Annotated in this window: 25 protein-coding genes; 19 read left to right on the top strand and 6 right to left on the bottom strand. The window is 51.9% G+C overall.

What is annotated here, in order from left to right:
- Nucleotides 1-13: 13 nt before the first annotated feature.
- The 13 genes from rpsE to FNY10_RS22510 all read left to right on the top strand — a co-directional run bounded on the left by rpsE (nt 14) and on the right by FNY10_RS22510 (nt 6,808).
- Nucleotides 14-517: a 30S ribosomal protein S5 gene (rpsE, locus tag FNY10_RS22570; protein WP_004106339.1), complete on the top strand. Its 504-nt coding sequence runs from the start codon at nt 14-16 to the stop codon at nt 515-517.
- A gap of 3 nt (nt 518-520) precedes the next feature.
- Nucleotides 521-700 (top strand): 50S ribosomal protein L30, encoded by a 180-nt coding sequence (rpmD, locus tag FNY10_RS22565; RefSeq protein WP_001140434.1) that lies wholly within the window; start codon nt 521-523, stop codon nt 698-700.
- 3 nt (nt 701-703) lie between these two features.
- Nucleotides 704-1,138, top strand: coding sequence for a 50S ribosomal protein L15 (gene rplO / locus FNY10_RS22560; RefSeq protein ID WP_041142964.1), 435 nt, complete (start codon nt 704-706; stop codon nt 1,136-1,138).
- 7 nt (nt 1,139-1,145) lie between these two features.
- The gene (secY, locus tag FNY10_RS22555) at nt 1,146-2,477 is read left to right on the top strand and encodes a preprotein translocase subunit SecY (protein ID WP_004868351.1); all 1,332 of its coding nucleotides are present in this window, start codon (nt 1,146-1,148) and stop codon (nt 2,475-2,477) included.
- A 31-nt stretch (nt 2,478-2,508) separates the two neighbouring features.
- The gene (gene rpmJ, locus FNY10_RS22550; protein WP_000868187.1) at nt 2,509-2,625 is read left to right on the top strand and encodes a 50S ribosomal protein L36; all 117 of its coding nucleotides are present in this window, start codon (nt 2,509-2,511) and stop codon (nt 2,623-2,625) included.
- 146 nt (nt 2,626-2,771) lie between these two features.
- Nucleotides 2,772-3,128, top strand: coding sequence for a 30S ribosomal protein S13 (gene rpsM / locus FNY10_RS22545; RefSeq protein WP_004106333.1), 357 nt, complete (start codon nt 2,772-2,774; stop codon nt 3,126-3,128).
- A 16-nt stretch (nt 3,129-3,144) separates the two neighbouring features.
- Nucleotides 3,145-3,534, top strand: a complete 390-nt coding sequence (gene rpsK / locus FNY10_RS22540) for a 30S ribosomal protein S11 (RefSeq protein WP_004138423.1) — start codon at nt 3,145-3,147, stop codon at nt 3,532-3,534.
- A gap of 33 nt (nt 3,535-3,567) precedes the next feature.
- Nucleotides 3,568-4,188, top strand: a complete 621-nt coding sequence (gene rpsD, locus FNY10_RS22535; RefSeq protein WP_004868345.1) for a 30S ribosomal protein S4 — start codon at nt 3,568-3,570, stop codon at nt 4,186-4,188.
- Nucleotides 4,189-4,213: 25 nt separating this feature from the next.
- Nucleotides 4,214-5,203 carry a DNA-directed RNA polymerase subunit alpha gene (locus FNY10_RS22530; RefSeq protein ID WP_002919219.1) on the top strand — a complete coding sequence of 330 codons (990 nt, stop codon included), beginning with the start codon at nt 4,214-4,216 and terminating at the stop codon, nt 5,201-5,203.
- A 40-nt stretch (nt 5,204-5,243) separates the two neighbouring features.
- Nucleotides 5,244-5,630, top strand: coding sequence for a 50S ribosomal protein L17 (gene rplQ / locus FNY10_RS22525; RefSeq protein ID WP_004868344.1), 387 nt, complete (start codon nt 5,244-5,246; stop codon nt 5,628-5,630).
- Between the two features lie 108 nt (nt 5,631-5,738).
- Nucleotides 5,739-6,107, top strand: coding sequence for a DUF1992 domain-containing protein (locus tag FNY10_RS22520; protein ID WP_141963255.1), 369 nt, complete (start codon nt 5,739-5,741; stop codon nt 6,105-6,107).
- Nucleotides 6,108-6,109: 2 nt separating this feature from the next.
- Nucleotides 6,110-6,535, top strand: a complete 426-nt coding sequence (zntR, locus tag FNY10_RS22515; protein ID WP_131050669.1) for a Zn(2+)-responsive transcriptional regulator — start codon at nt 6,110-6,112, stop codon at nt 6,533-6,535.
- A 57-nt stretch (nt 6,536-6,592) separates the two neighbouring features.
- Nucleotides 6,593-6,808 carry an alternative ribosome-rescue factor A gene (locus tag FNY10_RS22510; protein WP_131050670.1) on the top strand — a complete coding sequence of 72 codons (216 nt, stop codon included), beginning with the start codon at nt 6,593-6,595 and terminating at the stop codon, nt 6,806-6,808.
- On the opposite strand, the gene mscL is transcribed toward FNY10_RS22510, so the two are convergent.
- The 5 genes from mscL to def form a co-directional block, all read right to left on the bottom strand.
- The gene (mscL, locus tag FNY10_RS22505; RefSeq protein WP_100686342.1) at nt 6,809-7,222 is read right to left on the bottom strand and encodes a large-conductance mechanosensitive channel protein MscL; all 414 of its coding nucleotides are present in this window, start codon (nt 7,220-7,222) and stop codon (nt 6,809-6,811) included.
- A 142-nt stretch (nt 7,223-7,364) separates the two neighbouring features.
- Nucleotides 7,365-8,741 (bottom strand): Trk system potassium transporter TrkA, encoded by a 1,377-nt coding sequence (gene trkA / locus FNY10_RS22500; RefSeq protein ID WP_032690486.1) that lies wholly within the window; start codon nt 8,739-8,741, stop codon nt 7,365-7,367.
- 13 nt (nt 8,742-8,754) lie between these two features.
- The gene (gene rsmB / locus FNY10_RS22495) at nt 8,755-10,050 is read right to left on the bottom strand and encodes a 16S rRNA (cytosine(967)-C(5))-methyltransferase RsmB (protein ID WP_141963258.1); all 1,296 of its coding nucleotides are present in this window, start codon (nt 10,048-10,050) and stop codon (nt 8,755-8,757) included.
- Between the two features lie 52 nt (nt 10,051-10,102).
- Nucleotides 10,103-11,050, bottom strand: a complete 948-nt coding sequence (fmt, locus tag FNY10_RS22490) for a methionyl-tRNA formyltransferase (protein ID WP_131050672.1) — start codon at nt 11,048-11,050, stop codon at nt 10,103-10,105.
- A 14-nt stretch (nt 11,051-11,064) separates the two neighbouring features.
- Nucleotides 11,065-11,574 (bottom strand): peptide deformylase, encoded by a 510-nt coding sequence (def, locus tag FNY10_RS22485; RefSeq protein ID WP_160704343.1) that lies wholly within the window; start codon nt 11,572-11,574, stop codon nt 11,065-11,067.
- A 128-nt stretch (nt 11,575-11,702) separates the two neighbouring features.
- On the opposite strand from def, the gene dprA reads away from it, so the two are divergent.
- Genes dprA through FNY10_RS22455 form a run of 6 tightly spaced genes read left to right on the top strand, consistent with a single transcriptional unit; the run spans nt 11,703 to nt 15,494 of the window.
- Nucleotides 11,703-12,827, top strand: a complete 1,125-nt coding sequence (dprA, locus tag FNY10_RS22480) for a DNA-protecting protein DprA (protein WP_160704345.1) — start codon at nt 11,703-11,705, stop codon at nt 12,825-12,827.
- Complete coding sequence (gene smg, locus FNY10_RS22475) at nt 12,799-13,272, top strand: DUF494 family protein Smg (protein ID WP_100686337.1); 474 nt, start codon at nt 12,799-12,801, stop codon at nt 13,270-13,272. Before dprA ends, smg begins: the two co-directional genes overlap by 29 nt.
- A gap of 26 nt (nt 13,273-13,298) precedes the next feature.
- Nucleotides 13,299-13,853, top strand: a complete 555-nt coding sequence (locus tag FNY10_RS22470) for a type I DNA topoisomerase (RefSeq protein WP_100686336.1) — start codon at nt 13,299-13,301, stop codon at nt 13,851-13,853.
- A complete protein-coding gene (gene tsaC, locus FNY10_RS22465; RefSeq protein ID WP_141963264.1) occupies nt 13,846-14,418 on the top strand; it encodes an L-threonylcarbamoyladenylate synthase type 1 TsaC in 573 nt (190 codons plus the stop codon). The genes FNY10_RS22470 and tsaC overlap by 8 nt, the downstream gene beginning before the upstream one ends.
- A gap of 3 nt (nt 14,419-14,421) precedes the next feature.
- The gene (gene aroE / locus FNY10_RS22460; protein ID WP_100686334.1) at nt 14,422-15,240 is read left to right on the top strand and encodes a shikimate dehydrogenase; all 819 of its coding nucleotides are present in this window, start codon (nt 14,422-14,424) and stop codon (nt 15,238-15,240) included.
- Nucleotides 15,237-15,494, top strand: a complete 258-nt coding sequence (locus FNY10_RS22455) for a DUF1488 domain-containing protein (protein ID WP_141963266.1) — start codon at nt 15,237-15,239, stop codon at nt 15,492-15,494. The genes aroE and FNY10_RS22455 overlap by 4 nt, the downstream gene beginning before the upstream one ends.
- Here FNY10_RS22455 and FNY10_RS22450 read toward each other — a convergent pair.
- Complete coding sequence (locus FNY10_RS22450; RefSeq protein WP_131050676.1) at nt 15,470-16,024, bottom strand: gamma carbonic anhydrase family protein; 555 nt, start codon at nt 16,022-16,024, stop codon at nt 15,470-15,472. The genes FNY10_RS22455 and FNY10_RS22450 overlap by 25 nt on opposite strands.
- Nucleotides 16,025-16,475 lie beyond the last annotated feature (451 nt).

The raw sequence follows: 16,475 nt of genomic DNA, 5'->3' as shown, positions 1-16,475 counted from the left end.
GTAGAGGTGTAAGATGGCTCACATCGAAAAACAAGCTGGCGAACTGCAGGAAAAGCTGATCGCGGTTAACCGCGTATCTAAAACCGTTAAAGGTGGTCGTATTTTCTCCTTCACAGCTCTGACTGTAGTTGGTGATGGTAATGGCCGCGTAGGTTTTGGTTACGGTAAAGCGCGTGAAGTTCCAGCAGCGATCCAGAAAGCGATGGAAAAAGCCCGTCGCAATATGATTAACGTCGCGCTGAACCACGGCACCCTGCAACACCCGGTTAAAGGTGTTCACACGGGTTCTCGTGTATTCATGCAGCCAGCTTCCGAAGGTACCGGTATCATCGCCGGTGGTGCAATGCGCGCCGTTCTGGAAGTTGCTGGAGTTCATAACGTTCTGGCTAAAGCATATGGTTCCACCAACCCGATCAACGTGGTTCGTGCAACTATTGATGGCCTGGAAAATATGAATTCTCCAGAAATGGTCGCTGCCAAGCGTGGTAAATCCGTTGAAGAAATTCTGGGGAAATAAACCATGGCAAAGACTATTAAAATTACTCAAACCCGCAGTGCAATCGGTCGTCTGCCGAAACACAAGGCAACGCTGCTTGGCCTGGGTCTGCGTCGTATTGGTCACACCGTAGAACGCGAGGATACTCCTGCCGTTCGTGGTATGGTCAACGCGGTTTCCTTTATGGTTAAAGTTGAGGAGTAAGAGATGCGTTTAAATACTCTGTCTCCGGCCGAAGGCTCCAAAAAGGCGGGTAAACGCCTTGGTCGTGGTATCGGTTCTGGCCTCGGTAAAACCGGTGGTCGTGGTCACAAAGGTCAGAACTCTCGTTCTGGCGGTGGCGTACGTCGCGGTTTCGAGGGTGGTCAGATGCCTCTGTACCGTCGTCTGCCGAAATTCGGCTTCACTTCTCGTAAAGCGATGATCACTGCAGAAATTCGTCTGTCTGATCTGGCTCACGTAGAAGGCGATGTAGTCGACCTGAACACGCTGAAAGCAGCTAACATTATCGGTATTCAGATTGAGTTCGCGAAAGTGATCCTGTCTGGTGAGGTAGCTCGTCCGGTAACTGTTCGTGGCCTGCGTGTGACTAAAGGTGCTCGTGCTGCTATCGAAGCTGCTGGCGGTAAAATTGAGGAATAAGTAGCAGATGGCTAAGCAACCGGGATTAGATTTTCAAAGTGCCAAAGGTGGACTTGGCGAACTGAAACGCAGACTTTTGTTTGTTATCGGTGCGCTGATTGTGTTCCGTATTGGTTCTTTTATTCCGATCCCTGGTATTGATGCCGCTGTACTTGCCAAACTGCTTGAGCAACAGCGAGGCACCATCATTGAAATGTTCAACATGTTCTCTGGTGGTGCTCTCAGCCGTGCTTCTATCTTTGCTTTGGGTATCATGCCGTATATTTCGGCATCGATTATTGTCCAACTGTTGACGGTTGTTTATCAGCCGCTGGCAGAAATAAAGAAAGAAGGGGAGTCTGGTCGTCGTAAGATCAGCCAGTACACCCGCTACGGTACTCTGGTGCTGGCGATATTCCAGTCGATCGGTATTGCTACCGGTCTGCCGAATATGCCTGGTATGCAGGGCCTGGTGATGAATCCAGGCTTTGCATTCTATTTCACCGCTGTTGTAAGTCTGGTCACAGGGACTATGTTCCTGATGTGGCTCGGCGAACAGATTACTGAACGTGGTATCGGTAACGGTATTTCGATCATTATCTTCGCTGGTATCGTTGCGGGTCTCCCGCCAGCCATCGCCCATACTATCGAGCAAGCGCGTCAAGGCGACCTGCACTTCCTCCTGTTGCTGTTGGTTGCAGTATTAGTATTTGCCGTGACCTTCTTTGTTGTATTCGTAGAACGTGGTCAACGCCGCATTGTGGTGAACTACGCGAAGCGTCAACAAGGTCGTCGTGTCTATGCTGCACAGAGCACACATTTACCGCTGAAAGTGAATATGGCAGGGGTTATCCCGGCAATCTTCGCTTCCAGTATTATTCTGTTCCCTGCGACCATCGCGTCATGGTTCGGGGGCGGAACCGGTTGGAACTGGCTGACAACAATTTCGCTGTATTTGCAGCCTGGGCAACCGCTTTATGTGTTACTCTATGCGTCTGCAATCATATTCTTCTGTTTCTTCTACACGGCGTTGGTTTTCAACCCGCGTGAAACAGCAGATAACCTGAAGAAGTCCGGTGCATTTGTACCAGGAATTCGTCCGGGAGAGCAAACGGCGAAGTATATTGATAAAGTGATGACTCGCCTGACCCTGGTTGGTGCGTTATACATTACCTTTATCTGCCTGATCCCGGAGTTCATGCGTGATGCAATGAAAGTGCCGTTCTACTTCGGTGGAACCTCGCTGCTTATTGTTGTCGTTGTGATTATGGACTTTATGGCTCAAGTGCAAACTCTGATGATGTCAAGTCAGTACGAGTCTGCATTGAAGAAGGCGAACCTGAAAGGCTACGGCCGCTAACAGGGCGCCCGAGAAGTTACGGAGAGTAAAAATGAAAGTTCGTGCTTCCGTCAAGAAATTATGCCGTAACTGCAAAATCGTTAAGCGTGATGGCGTCATCCGCGTGATTTGCAGTGCCGAGCCAAAGCATAAACAGCGCCAAGGCTGATTTTTTCGCATATTTTTCTTGCAAAGTTGGATTGAGCTGGCTAGATTAGCCAGCCAATCTTTTGTATGTCTGTGCGTTTCCATTTGAGTATCCTGAAAACGGGCTTTTCAGCATGGTGCGTACATATTAAATAGTAGGAGTGCATAGTGGCCCGTATAGCAGGCATTAACATTCCTGATCACAAACATACCGTAATCGCATTAACTGCTATTTTCGGTATCGGCAAGACCCGCTCTAAAGCCATCTGTGCTGACACGGGTATCGCTGAAAATGTTAAGATCAGTGAGCTGTCTGAAGAACAAATTGAATCCCTGCGTGAAGCAGTAGGTAAATTTGTCGTTGAAGGTGATCTGCGCCGTGAAATCACCCTGAGCATCAAGCGTCTGATGGACCTTGGTTGCTATCGTGGTTTACGCCATCGTCGTGGTCTTCCGGTTCGCGGTCAGCGTACTAAGACCAACGCACGTACCCGTAAGGGTCCGCGTAAACCGATCAAGAAATAATCGGGGTGATTGAATAATGGCAAAGGCACCAGTTCGTGCACGTAAGCGTGTAAGAAAACAAGTCTCTGATGGCGTGGCTCATGTCCATGCTTCTTTTAACAACACCATCGTTACCATTACCGATCGTCAGGGTAACGCACTGGGTTGGGCAACAGCCGGTGGTTCCGGTTTCCGTGGTTCTCGCAAATCCACTCCGTTTGCAGCTCAGGTTGCAGCAGAGCGTTGCGCTGAAGCCGTAAAAGAATACGGCATCAAGAATCTGGAAGTTATGGTCAAAGGTCCGGGTCCGGGTCGCGAATCTACCATTCGTGCACTGAACGCCGCTGGTTTCCGCATCACTAATATTACTGATGTGACTCCGATCCCTCATAACGGTTGTCGTCCGCCGAAAAAACGTCGCGTATAACGCGCTCGTTTCTAGGATTGTTGGAGAAAGAAAATGGCAAGATATTTGGGTCCTAAGCTCAAGCTGAGCCGTCGTGAGGGCACCGACTTATTCCTTAAGTCTGGCGTTCGCGCGATCGATACCAAGTGTAAAATTGAACAAGCTCCTGGCCAGCACGGTGCGCGTAAACCGCGTCTGTCTGACTATGGTGTGCAGTTGCGTGAAAAGCAAAAAGTTCGCCGTATGTACGGTGTGCTGGAGCGTCAGTTCCGTAACTACTATAAAGAAGCAGCACGTCTGAAAGGCAACACCGGTGAAAACCTGTTGGCTCTGCTGGAAGGTCGTCTGGACAACGTTGTATACCGTATGGGCTTCGGCGCGACTCGTGCTGAATCACGTCAGCTGGTTAGCCACAAAGCTATCATGGTAAACGGTCGTGTTGTTAACATTGCTTCTTATCAGGTTAAAGCGAACGACGTTGTTAGCATTCGTGAGAAAGCGAAAAAGCAATCTCGCGTGAAAGCCGCTCTGGAGCTGGCTGAGCAGCGTGAAAAGCCAACCTGGCTGGAAGTTGATGCTGGCAAGATGGAAGGTACGTTCAAGCGTCAGCCGGAACGTTCTGATCTGTCTGCGGACATTAACGAACACCTGATCGTCGAGCTTTACTCCAAGTAAAGCTTAGTACCAAAGAGAGGACACAATGCAGGGTTCTGTGACAGAGTTTCTAAAACCGCGCCTGGTCGATATCGAGCAAGTGAGTTCGACGCACGCCAAGGTGACCCTTGAGCCTTTAGAGCGTGGCTTTGGCCATACTCTGGGTAACGCACTGCGCCGTATTCTGCTCTCATCGATGCCGGGTTGCGCGGTGACCGAGGTTGAGATTGATGGTGTACTGCACGAGTACAGCACCAAAGAAGGCGTTCAGGAAGATATCCTTGAAATCCTGCTCAACCTGAAAGGGCTTGCGGTGAGAGTTCAGGGTAAAGATGAAGTCATCCTTACTTTGAATAAATCTGGCATTGGCCCTGTGACCGCAGCCGACATTACCCATGACGGTGATGTCGAAATCGTCAAGCCGCAACATGTGATCTGCCACCTGACCGATGAGAACGCTGCGATTAGCATGCGTATCAAAGTTCAGCGCGGTCGCGGTTATGTGCCGGCTTCTGCCCGAATTCATTCGGAAGAAGATGAGCGCCCAATCGGCCGTCTGCTGGTCGACGCATGCTACAGCCCGGTAGAGCGTATTGCCTACAATGTTGAAGCAGCGCGTGTAGAACAGCGTACCGACCTGGACAAGCTGGTCATCGAAATGGAAACCAACGGCACAATCGATCCTGAAGAGGCGATTCGTCGTGCGGCAACCATCCTGGCAGAACAACTGGAAGCTTTCGTTGACTTACGTGATGTACGTCAGCCGGAAGTGAAAGAAGAGAAACCAGAATTCGATCCGATCCTGCTGCGCCCTGTTGACGATCTCGAATTGACTGTCCGCTCTGCTAACTGCCTCAAGGCAGAAGCTATCCACTATATCGGTGATCTGGTACAGCGTACCGAGGTTGAGTTGCTGAAAACGCCGAACCTGGGTAAAAAATCTCTTACCGAGATTAAAGACGTGCTGGCTTCACGTGGTCTGTCTCTGGGCATGCGCCTGGAAAACTGGCCACCGGCAAGCATTGCTGACGAGTAACCGGATCACAGGTTAAGGTTTTACTGAGAAGGATAAGGTCATGCGCCATCGTAAGAGTGGTCGTCAACTGAACCGCAACAGCAGCCATCGCCAGGCTATGTTCCGTAACATGGCTGGTTCGCTGGTTCGTCATGAAATCATCAAGACGACCCTGCCGAAAGCGAAAGAACTGCGTCGCGTAGTTGAGCCGCTGATTACTCTTGCCAAGACTGATAGCGTTGCTAATCGTCGTCTGGCATTCGCCCGTACTCGTGATAACGAGATCGTGGCAAAACTGTTTAACGAGCTGGGCCCGCGTTTCGCGAGCCGCGCCGGTGGTTACACTCGCATTCTGAAGTGTGGCTTCCGTGCAGGCGACAACGCGCCGATGGCATACATCGAGCTGGTTGATCGTGCTGAGCTGAAAGCAGAAGCTGCTGCAGAGTAATCTGTAGTAACGTAAAAAAACCCGCTTCGGCGGGTTTTTTTATATCCCCCCGATTCCTGCTTCATTACAATAGCTGTACTCTTTTTGTTCATCCCTGGGAGCCGTATAATGTGGTTACTGGACCAGTGGGCAGAACGCCATATCCTTGACGCACAAAGCAAAGGCGAGTTTGATAATCTTCCCGGCAGCGGCACACCGTTGACGTTGGATGATGACCTGCATGTGCCACCCGAATTACGCGCGGGCTACCGCTTACTCAAAAATGCCGGCTGTCTGCCCCCTGAGCTTGAGCAACGAAGAGAAGCCGTTGCGCTGGTCGATTTATTAAAAGCGGTCCGTCCGGACGATCCGCAGTATGCAGAGCTCAGCCGCCGACTTGCTTTGCTGGAACTGAAATTACGCCAGGCGGGATTGAATACCGATTTTTTACGTGGTGAATATGCAGACAGGCTTCAGAACAAAATTGATGAGGGGTAAGCATGTACCGTATTGGTGAACTCGCAAAGCTGGCTGATGTCACGCCCGATACCATTCGCTATTATGAAAAACAGCAGATGATGGCTCACGATGTACGCACAGAAGGTGGATTTCGCCTCTATACCGAGAACGATCTTCAGCGCCTGCGTTTCATCCGCTATGCCCGTCAGCTTGGGTTTACGCTGGAGGCGATCCGCGAATTACTGTCGATCCGCGTCGATCCGGAGCATCATACCTGTCAGGAATCGAAAGGTATTGTTCAGGCGCGTCTGAGCGAAGTGGAAGCACGAATTAAAGAGTTACAAACAATGCGCCGTTCATTGCAACGACTCAATGATGCCTGCTGCGGTACGGCTCATAGCAGCGTGTATTGTTCTATTCTCGAGTCCCTTGAACAAGGAGCCAGTAGTACCACAGCGGAACGTTGATTTTTTCATTGCGCGGATCTACACTCGCGCCGATCTCATTCACATTCAGGAGCTATTATGAGCCGCTATCAACACACGAAAGGGCAAATAAAAGACAATGCCATTGAGGCGTTGCTACATGACCCGTTATTCAGACAGCGAGTAGAGAAAAACCGGAAGGGGAAAGGCAGCTACCAACGTAAGGAAAAACATGCGGGGCGGAATGACCGGGAGGCCAGTGGCAAAAGAGTGAATCACTTTTTTACCACTGGCCTTCTGCTTTCTGTTGCCTGATTACGAACGTTTATTTTGTTCTTTCAGCAGATCGCGAATCTCACTTAACAAAACTTCTTCTTTCGTAGGTGCCGGTGGCGCAGCTGGCGCTTCTTCTTTCTTACGATTCAGTTTATTCATCAGTTTGATCGCCATAAAGATGGCAAATGCGACAATGATGAAATCAAATACGTTTTGAATAAACACGCCATAATGCATGACAACGGCCGGGACATCTCCCTGCGCATCGCGTAGCGTCACAGCGAACTGTTTAAAGTCGATCCCGCCAATGAGCAAACCCAGTGGAGGCATAATAATATCGGCCACTAATGACGATACAATTTTACCGAATGCCGCACCGATGATCACACCCACTGCCAAATCGACAACGTTCCCACGCATCGCGAATTCGCGAAACTCTTTTAAAAAACTCATTCTATTCTCCTTGAGTCAGTTGATACGTTAAGTTTAACAAATGTATTTTCATTTTCCATAACCAGTAAATATTTGCAGAAAAATATCATCCCTTGATTAATAAGGGATAATAAAAAGGGCGCTCGCATGGCGCCCTGGGGAATTACAGGAAGAAAGGGCTGGGCTGGAAAAGTCTTTCGACATCCGAGATAAATTTTTTGTCCGTCAAAAACATAATCACATGATCGCCCTGTTCAATACGCAGGTTATTATTGGCGATCATCACGTCATTGCCACGGACGACGGCGCCGATGATCGTACCAGGCGGTAGCTTGATCTCATCGATCGAGCGTCCCACTACGCGTGAGGTACTTTCATCGCCGTGAGCCACCGCTTCAATGGCCTCCGCGACACCGCGACGCAGTGACGACACGCCAACAATATCGGCCTTACGCACATGGCTCAGCAGGGCGGAGATCGTGGCTTGCTGCGGTGATATAGCAATATCGATCACGCTACCCTGCACCAGATCGACGTAGGCTTTCCGCTGGATCAACACCATGACTTTTTTGGCGCCCATCCGTTTGGCCAGCATTGCGGACATGATGTTAGCTTCATCATCGTTGGTGACGGCAATAAAGAGATCGACTTGATCGATGTGTTCTTCCGCCAGCAGCTCCTGATCCGAGGCATCGCCATAGAAAACAATCGTATTCTGCAGTTTTTCCGCAAGCTCGGCGGCACGTTGCTGATCGCGTTCGATAAGCTTAACGCTGTAATCTTTCTCAAGACGACGAGCAAGACCTGCGCCGATATTCCCCCCGCCAACCAGCATGATGCGCTTATAGGGTTTTTCCAGGCGCTGCAGTTCGCTCATGACGGCTCGAATATGCTGTGATGCGGCAATAAAGAACACTTCATCGCCGGCTTCAACGATGGTCGAACCCTGCGGGCGAATGGGTCTGTCGTGGCGGAAAATGGCCGCTACGCGAGTATCGATATGCGGCATATGTTCACGCATTGTCGAGAGCGCATTCCCCACCAGTGGACCGCCGTAGTAGGCTTTTACCACCGCGAGGCTGACTTTGCCTTCGGCAAAGTTTACGACCTGCAGTGCGCCTGGGTATTCAATGAGTCGGTAGATATTGTCGATAACCAGCTGTTCGGGCGCGATAAGATGATCGATAGGCACCGCTTCCGAATGGAATAGCTTTTCGGCATCCCGTACGTAATCCGGAGAACGAATACGCGCAATACGATTAGGCGTATTGAACAGGGAATAAGCGACCTGGCAGGCCACCATATTGGTTTCATCTGAACTGGTTACGGCAACCAGCATGTCGGCGTCGTCGGCGCCCGCTTCACGCAGCACGCGCGGGTGGGAGCCGTGTCCCTGAACAACGCGAAGGTCGAATTTATCCTGCAGGCTGCGCAGGCGGTCACCATTGGTGTCGACCAGGGTGATATCGTTGTTCTCTCCGACGAGGTTTTCCGCAAGCGTTCCGCCTACCTGACCGGCGCCCAGAATAATAATCTTCATCAGCAGTGATCCATTATTTCCGATGTTTGATCAGCTTAGCGTAAAAGAACCCGTCACCCTCTTCTGCGTCGGGCAAATTTTGTCTGCCCGGTTGCTCAGGTGTGCCGGTGAGGCTGAGCTCTGCATCTGGCGTGCGCTTCAGGAACGCAGCAATTTGCTGACTATTCTCTTCTGGAAGAATTGAGCAGGTTGCATAGACCAGTGTTCCGCCAGGTTTCAGATGAGGCCAGATGGCGTCAAGAATCTCCGCCTGCAGTTGGGCCAGCTCGGCAATGTCGCGATCGCGGCGTAGCCACTTAATATCCGGATGACGACGAATGACGCCTGTTGCCGAGCAGGGAGCATCGAGCAGAATGCGATCGAACTGTTCGTCTTCGCACCACTGAGCGGGATAGCGGCCATCTCCCTGTTTCACCTGCGCTTTCATTCCGAGTCGCTTCAGGTTGTCATAGACGCGCGACAGGCGCTGCTCATCAATATCAACCGCCATGACGCTGGCCTGCGGTGCCACTTCCAGAATATGCGTCGTTTTGCCGCCAGGGGCTGCGCACAGATCGAGGATTTTCTCGCCGTTTTCTGGGCTCAGATAGCGCATGCAGCCCTGGGCTGAAGCATCCTGGACGGTAACCCAGCCCTGGTCGAATCCGGGTAATGCCTGAACGGGTGCCGGCGTTGCCAGGCGCACCGCATCAGGATAATCAGGATGGGTAAAACCTTGCAGTCCGGCCTCTTCCAGAAGCGCGAGCCACTCATCGCGCGAATGATGATTGCGGTTTACGCGCAGCCACATAGGCGGGCGTTGGTTATTTGCATCAGCAATAGCCTGCCATTGCTGCGGCCATGATTTTTGCAGACGCTTGAGCAACCATGCCGGATGAAGAAAACGACTCTCGCTTTGGGCAAATTCAGCCAACAAAGCTTCCTGCTGGCGCTGAAACTGACGTAAAACACCGTTGATTAGTCCCTTCAACTGCGGGCGTTTGATGGCTACCGCGCCTTCCACCGTTTCCGCCAGCGCAGCATGGGCCGGAATGCGGGTATAGAGCAGTTGATAAAACCCCACCATAATTAAATAGTGAACGGTGCGTTGTTTGCCAGTCATCGGGCGAGCCATCAGTTTGTTAACCAGCCAGTCCAACTGGCTGAGGGTACGCAGAACGCCAAAGCACAGCTCTTGCAGCAGCGCTTTGTCCTTTTCCCCGACCTTTTGCTGCAATGGCGGCAGAACGTTACTTAATGACTGACCTTGTTCGACAACCTGCTCAATGGCTTTCGCCGCCAGGCTGCGTAAATTTAGTTTTTTTTTCATAACCGCAAAATAAAAATGCCCGGTAAATCCGGGCTTTAGACAGTGACTACCGTCAGGAGAGACGGTTACCGGGGATAAACCATTCCCGGCGAGAATTTAGCAAGTCCTGGGCGCTCATCGCTTTTTTACCTGCCGGCTGCAACAACTCGAGGTTCAGGATGCCATCGCCGGTTACGACCTGAATGCCTTGCTTGCCAGCGGCCACGATCGTACCAGGTTCAGCGCGGCGGGTTTCAGCAATGACGGATGCCTGCCACACTTTCACCGGTTGCTCATCAATTTCCAGCCAGCTCATAGGCCATGGGTTGAATGCGCGAATGCAACGTTCGAGTTGCGCAGCGGAAAGAGACCAGTCAATGCGGGCTTCTTCTTTACTGAGCTTCTCGGCATAGGTCACCAGCGCCTCATCCTGGACTTCCGGCTGAGTCGAACCGTTTGCGAGCTGAGTTAACGTTTCCAGCAACCCTTGTGGGCCAAGTTCTGCCAGCTTGTCATACAGACTGGCGCTGGTATCTTGCGCAGCGATTGGACAGGAGAGTTTATACAGCATGTCACCTGTATCCAGACCGACATCCATCTGCATGATGGTCACACCGGTTTCAGCATCACCCGCCCAGAGCGAGCGCTGAATAGGCGCCGCTCCGCGCCAGCGCGGCAGCAAAGAGCCGTGTACGTTGATACAGCCCAGCCGTGGCATATCCAGAACCGCTTTGGGCAGAATCAATCCGTAGGCAACAACGACCATGACATCGGCATTCAGCGAGGCAACCCGCTGCTGATTTTCCTGCGGGCGCAGGGAGACAGGCTGAAATACCGGTAAATTATTAGCTTCAGCCAGCACTTTTACCGGGCTCGGCATGAGCTTTTTACCGCGGCCTGCGGGGCGATCGGGCTGGGTAAATACGCCAACAATCTGGTGCCCAGACGACAGCAGCGCATCGAGATGACGCGCTGCAAAATCGGGAGTTCCCGCAAAGATAATACGTAGTGATTGTGACACGTTAGTCCTTGTCCTCAGGCACGCGTACGCAAACGGTCCAGTTTTTCAACTTTCTGGCGAATACGCTGTTGTTTAAGCGGCGACAGATAATCGATAAACAGTTTGCCTACCAGGTGATCCATTTCATGCTGGATACAGATAGCCAGCAGGCCGTCAGCATTCAGTTCAAACTGCTTGCCTTCGCGATCCAATGCACGAATCTTCACGGTTTCGGCACGTGGCACCAGTGCGCGCTGTTCCGGGATAGACAAGCAACCTTCTTCGATGCCCGTTTCACCGTCTTTTTCCAACAGCTCAGGGTTGATTAACACCAGCTGCTCTTCACGGTTTTCTGAAACATCGATAACGATAATGCGCTGATGAACATCTACCTGGGTGGCGGCCAGACCAATACCTTCTTCCACGTACATCGTCTCGAACATATCATCGACGATGCGTTGAATTTCTGCATTGACTTCTTTTACCGGTTCAGCGACTTTGCGAAGGCGCTCGTCCGGGATATGTAACACTTGCAAAACTGCCATAAAGATCCAGAGTCGTATTCAGGAGTTGATAAGATTATTAGCTCTATTCTAGACAAAACCCCCTGTAATTGACAGTCTCGCTGTCCAATCGCAAAGATTGTTAAAGCCACTTATGGCAGGGGACAAGGATGACACCTACGGAGATCTGGCTGCGTCTGATGAAGGTGAGCAACCTTTATGGTGACAACATGGTGATGGCTGCCAGAATACTGCGCGCGGCCTCGGTGCCAGATCGCGAAGCATTGTACGCCTGTGGTCTGAGCGCAGCGCAAGCGAAGCAATTTCTATCCGTTGGCCAACAAGAGCTTGCGTCTACGCTATTGTGGCTGGAGCAACCCGGGCACCACCTGTTACTCGCTGATAATCCATTCTACCCACCCCGACTGCGCGCCATTGCTGACTATCCCGGCGCGCTTTTCGTTTGTGGAGATTTGACCGTGTTGAGCAGTTTGCAACTGGCCATTGTCGGCAGCCGTTCCCACTCCTGGTACGGTGCTCGCTGGGGGAAACTGTTCAGTGAAAGCCTGGCGCGTCTCGGTATCACCATTACCAGCGGTCTGGCGATCGGCATTGACGGTGTCGCTCACCGCGGCGCACTTGAGGCGTGCGGGAAGACAATCGGCGTACTTGGCAATGGATTAGGCGCAATCTACCCACGCCGTCATCATGCATTAGCCGGGAATATAGTGGAGAGCGGGGGAGCATTGCTGTCTGAGTTCCCTCTTTCAGCCTCCCCGTGGCCGGGAAACTTCCCTCGTCGGAATCGAATTATCAGCGGACTGAGTATTGGCGTGCTGGTGATTGAGGCCGCTTTGAAAAGCGGCTCGCTGGTGACCGTTCGCTGTGCGCTGGAGCAAGGAAGAGAGGTTTTTGCCCTACCTGGGCCGGTAGGTAATCCGGGTTCCGAAGGTCCACTCTGGCTGATTAAACAAGGTGCCATCCCCGTGACATCAGCGGCAGATATCATCGACTATTGCCAGCAGGAACTGCGATGGCTCCAGGATGTGCCTGACAATATAAATAATTGCATGGATCCGCCTCCCCTGGCATTGCCATTTCCAGAGCTCCTGGCTAACGTAGGAGATGAGGTAACACCTGTTGACGTTGTCGCTGAACGTGCCGGCCAATCTGTGCCAGTGACCGTAGCTCAGCTACTTGAACTGGAGTTAGCAGGCTGGATCGCAGCTGTACCCGGCGGCTATGTCCGATTAAGGAGGGCAAGCCATGTTCGACGTACTCATGTATTTGTTTGAGACTTACATCCAAAACGAAGCAGAAATGCGCGTGGATCAGGATAGACTGACCCGGGATCTCACCGATGCAGGATTCGATCGGGAAGATATTTATAACGCGTTGATGTGGCTAGAGAAACTGGCTGACTATCAGGAGGGGCTCGTTGCTCCCATGCAGCTTGCTTCTGACCCGCTCTCTTTGCGGATTTATACCGAAGAAGAGTGTCTGCGTCTGGATGCCAGTTGCCGGGGATTTTTATTATTCCTCGAGCAGATTCAGGTGTTGAACCTCGAAACACGGGAAATGGTGATAGAGCGCGTGCTGGCGCTGGATACAGCAGAATTCGATCTGGAAGACCTGAAATGGGTGATCCTGATGGTACTGTTTAATATTCCGGGCTGCGAAAATGCCTATCAACAAATGGAAGAATTACTCTTCGAAGTAAATGAAGGTATGCTGCACTAATCTTATTGCGGCAACATCGAGTTGTTATGACCAAATCAGCACTGTTTTCGGTGCGTAAAAATGAGCCCTGCCCACAGTGCGGGGCTGAACTGGTAATTCGCTCCGGGAAACACGGGCCGTTTCTCGGTTGCTCACACTATCCGGACTGTGACTATGTCCGTCCGCTGAAAAATCAGGCGGACGGACATATCGTAAAGGTACTGGAGGGGCAGGAATGTCCGTCTTGCGGTGCCGTTATGGTGTTACGTCAGGGACGCTTCGGTATGTTTATTGGCTGCAGCCGTTACCCGGAATGTGAACATACTGAAACTATTGATAAACCTGATGAAACAGCGATTTCCTGCCCGCAGTGTGGGCAAGGGCAGCTGGTTCAGCGTCGTTCTCGTTTCGGCAAAACCTTTCATTCCTGCGATCGTTATCCCGATTGCCAGTTCGTTATCAACTTCAAACCGGTAGCGGGTGAATGCCCTGAATGCCACTATCCGCTATTAATCGAAAAGAAAACGGCGCAGGGCGTAAAACGCTTTTGTGCCAGTAAACAATGTGGAAAGCCGATCCCGGCGGAACAAATCAGTGAATAAGAACCTGCAATCAGAAACCGTCGCCCATGCCGTGACGGTACTGCTTAACGAACATGTCATCGCCTATCCGACAGAAGCCGTTTTTGGCGTAGGCTGCGATCCTGACAGCGAAACGGCAGTCATGCACCTGCTGGCGCTTAAACAACGCCCCGTCGAGAAGGGGCTCATTCTGATCGCGGCCAGCTACGAACAACTGACACCTTATATTGATGATTCGCAGCTTAATGATAAACAGCGAGCGGCGATCTTCTCCTGCTGGCCGGGACCGGTCACGTTTGTCTTTCCGGCCCGCGCCACAACGCCACGCTGGTTGACCGGGCGCTTTGATTCCCTGGCGGTACGCGTCAGCGATCATCCGCTGGTGGTCGAATTGTGCGAGGCTTATGGCAAACCGCTGGTTTCAACCAGCGCGAATTTATCCGGTCAGCCGCCTTGCCGCACCACGGCTGAAGTTCTGGCTCAGTTTGGCGCCAGTTTCCCGGTCGTCGATGGTGCAACGGGTGGGCGTCAGAATCCGTCTGAAATTCGCGATGCCCTGACGGGCGAACTCTTTCGCCAGGGGTAATTTATGCAAACCTACGCTGTCTTCGGCAATCCGATCGCCCACAGTAAGTCCCCCTCTATTCACCAGCGCTTTGCGCAGCAGTTGCAGATTGTGCATCCGTATGGGCGAGTTCTGGCGCCGCTGGACGATTTTCGCTCTACTCTGGATACCTTCTTCGCCGAAGGGGGAAAGGGCGCTAACGTTACCGTTCCGTTCAAGGAGGAAGCGTTTGCCCGAGCGGATGAACTGACCGAACGTGCGGCTCTGGCGGGGGCGGTGAATACCCTAAAAAGGCTGGACGATGGACGTTTGCTAGGGGACAACACCGACGGGATTGGACTGCTGAGCGATCTGGAGCGGTTGGGGTTCATTAAACCGGGCTATCGGGTATTGCTCATCGGGGCTGGCGGGGCATCGCGGGGTGTCTTGCTACCCCTGCTGTCACTGGATTGCGCTGTCACTATCGTCAACCGGACTTATTCCCGCGCGCAGGAGCTGGCGACGCTGTTTGCGCATACCGGTAGTGTATGCGCGCTTGAGATGGGATCGCTGGCTGAGCATGAGTTCGATCTCATTATTAATGCAACTTCCAGCGGTATCAGCGGCGATGTGCCGGCAGTTCCCGCGTCCCTAATCAACACGCACGTCTATTGTTATGACATGTTTTATCAGAAGGGCAGCACGCCGTTTTTACACTGGTGCCAGGAGCATGGTGCGAAAATGTGTGCCGATGGGCTGGGTATGCTGGTGGCGCAGGCCGCCCACGCCGTTTTGCTCTGGCATGGAGTTCTGCCCGAGATTACACCGGTTATTCAGGCCTTGCATAAGGAACTGAATACGTGAATCAGTCGATTCAGTTTCCTGACAGAGAGGAGTGGGATAGCGACCGGCAGTGTGTCACCTTTCCCGCACTGGCTAATGGTATGCAGCTCACCTGCGCAATCAGAGGCGTAACGTTAAAACAGCGCTTCGGTGGTGATACCCCCGGGCAGTGGCTGGCCGCGTTTTGTGGACATCGCTGGGATCTGGAAGAAGAAGCTGAAGTATTGATCCGCGACCAGCAGGAAGATAATCAGGGCTGGGTATGGTTATCCTGATCCAGATAATCGTTTTTCCATTTCACATAGTTGTTTGCTGAATAGAGCAGACCTGCCCGTTCCGCCTCCGTCAGGGGGCGGATTTGTTTCACCGGGTTGCCAAAATAGAGATAGCCGCTTTCCAGCCGTTTGTTTTGCGGGACCAGGCTACCGGCACCAATCATCACATCGTCTTCTACTACTACGCCATCCAGTAAAATCGAGCCCATGCCAACCAGCACCCGATTGCCAATAGTACAGCCATGCAGCATGACCTTGTGACCAACGGTGACCTCTTCACCAATGATCAGCGGATTTCCCTGAGGGTTAGAGGCGGATTTGTGGGTGACATGCAGCACGCTGCCGTCCTGAATGTTAGTGCGGGCACCGATTGCTACATAGTTAACATCTCCGCGAATCGCAACCAGCGGCCAGATGCTGACATCATCAGCCATTCGGACATCGCCGATCGCTACGCTGGTGGCATCGATCATCACTCGCTGGCCGATTTGAGGGAATAAATCTTTATAAGGACGTAAATTAGCGGACATGGTTACCTCAATGAACCTGGGTTGTACCAAGACTCTGGTGGCTTTTGCGGCCACCTGCAACCCCTTATTGTGGTGAAAATTGAGCAATCTGAACAATAACGCCGCGAAAAGGGCGAAAAACCATCACTTGAAAAAAAAGATCGATAAAAGACTTGTGCAATAAAATGGGATCCCTATAATGCGCTCCCACTGACACGGCACATGTGAACGAGTTCACAGAGTAAGCCGGGTCGGCAGAGAAAAAAATCTGAAATTCAGGGTTGACTCTGAAAGAGGAAAGCGTAATATACGCCACCTCGCGACAGAGCGCTAAGCGCCGTCGCAACTGCTCTTTAACAATTTATCAGACAATCTGTGTGGGCACTCAAAGTGACATGGATTCTTAACGTCCTCGGACGAAAAATGAATACCAAGTCTCAGTGAGTGAACATACGTAATTCATTACGAAGTT

The organism is Klebsiella sp. Lac1 (assembly GCF_009825425.1).
In the GTDB taxonomy this organism is placed as follows: Bacteria; Pseudomonadota; Gammaproteobacteria; order Enterobacterales; family Enterobacteriaceae; genus Klebsiella; species Klebsiella electrica.
The sequence above is the reverse complement of the archived record's forward strand: the minus strand, read 5'-3'. Positions and strand labels throughout refer to the sequence as shown.

Coding starts and splice junctions, on each gene's coding strand:
- rpsE (WP_004106339.1), top strand. CDS start 14: ATGGCTCACATCGAAAAACAAGCTGGCGAACTGCAGGAAAAGCTGATC.
- rpmD (WP_001140434.1), top strand. CDS start 521: ATGGCAAAGACTATTAAAATTACTCAAACCCGCAGTGCAATCGGTCGT.
- rplO (WP_041142964.1), top strand. CDS start 704: ATGCGTTTAAATACTCTGTCTCCGGCCGAAGGCTCCAAAAAGGCGGGT.
- secY (WP_004868351.1), top strand. CDS start 1,146: ATGGCTAAGCAACCGGGATTAGATTTTCAAAGTGCCAAAGGTGGACTT.
- rpmJ (WP_000868187.1), top strand. CDS start 2,509: ATGAAAGTTCGTGCTTCCGTCAAGAAATTATGCCGTAACTGCAAAATC.
- rpsK (WP_004138423.1), top strand. CDS start 3,145: ATGGCAAAGGCACCAGTTCGTGCACGTAAGCGTGTAAGAAAACAAGTC.
- rpsD (WP_004868345.1), top strand. CDS start 3,568: ATGGCAAGATATTTGGGTCCTAAGCTCAAGCTGAGCCGTCGTGAGGGC.
- FNY10_RS22530 (WP_002919219.1), top strand. CDS start 4,214: ATGCAGGGTTCTGTGACAGAGTTTCTAAAACCGCGCCTGGTCGATATC.
- rplQ (WP_004868344.1), top strand. CDS start 5,244: ATGCGCCATCGTAAGAGTGGTCGTCAACTGAACCGCAACAGCAGCCAT.
- FNY10_RS22520 (WP_141963255.1), top strand. CDS start 5,739: ATGTGGTTACTGGACCAGTGGGCAGAACGCCATATCCTTGACGCACAA.
- zntR (WP_131050669.1), top strand. CDS start 6,110: ATGTACCGTATTGGTGAACTCGCAAAGCTGGCTGATGTCACGCCCGAT.
- FNY10_RS22510 (WP_131050670.1), top strand. CDS start 6,593: ATGAGCCGCTATCAACACACGAAAGGGCAAATAAAAGACAATGCCATT.
- mscL (WP_100686342.1), bottom strand. CDS start 7,222: ATGAGTTTTTTAAAAGAGTTTCGCGAATTCGCGATGCGTGGGAACGTT.
- trkA (WP_032690486.1), bottom strand. CDS start 8,741: ATGAAGATTATTATTCTGGGCGCCGGTCAGGTAGGCGGAACGCTTGCG.
- rsmB (WP_141963258.1), bottom strand. CDS start 10,050: ATGAAAAAAAAACTAAATTTACGCAGCCTGGCGGCGAAAGCCATTGAG.
- def (WP_160704343.1), bottom strand. CDS start 11,574: ATGGCAGTTTTGCAAGTGTTACATATCCCGGACGAGCGCCTTCGCAAA.
- dprA (WP_160704345.1), top strand. CDS start 11,703: ATGACACCTACGGAGATCTGGCTGCGTCTGATGAAGGTGAGCAACCTT.
- smg (WP_100686337.1), top strand. CDS start 12,799: ATGTTCGACGTACTCATGTATTTGTTTGAGACTTACATCCAAAACGAA.
- FNY10_RS22470 (WP_100686336.1), top strand. CDS start 13,299: ATGACCAAATCAGCACTGTTTTCGGTGCGTAAAAATGAGCCCTGCCCA.
- aroE (WP_100686334.1), top strand. CDS start 14,422: ATGCAAACCTACGCTGTCTTCGGCAATCCGATCGCCCACAGTAAGTCC.
- FNY10_RS22450 (WP_131050676.1), bottom strand. CDS start 16,024: ATGTCCGCTAATTTACGTCCTTATAAAGATTTATTCCCTCAAATCGGC.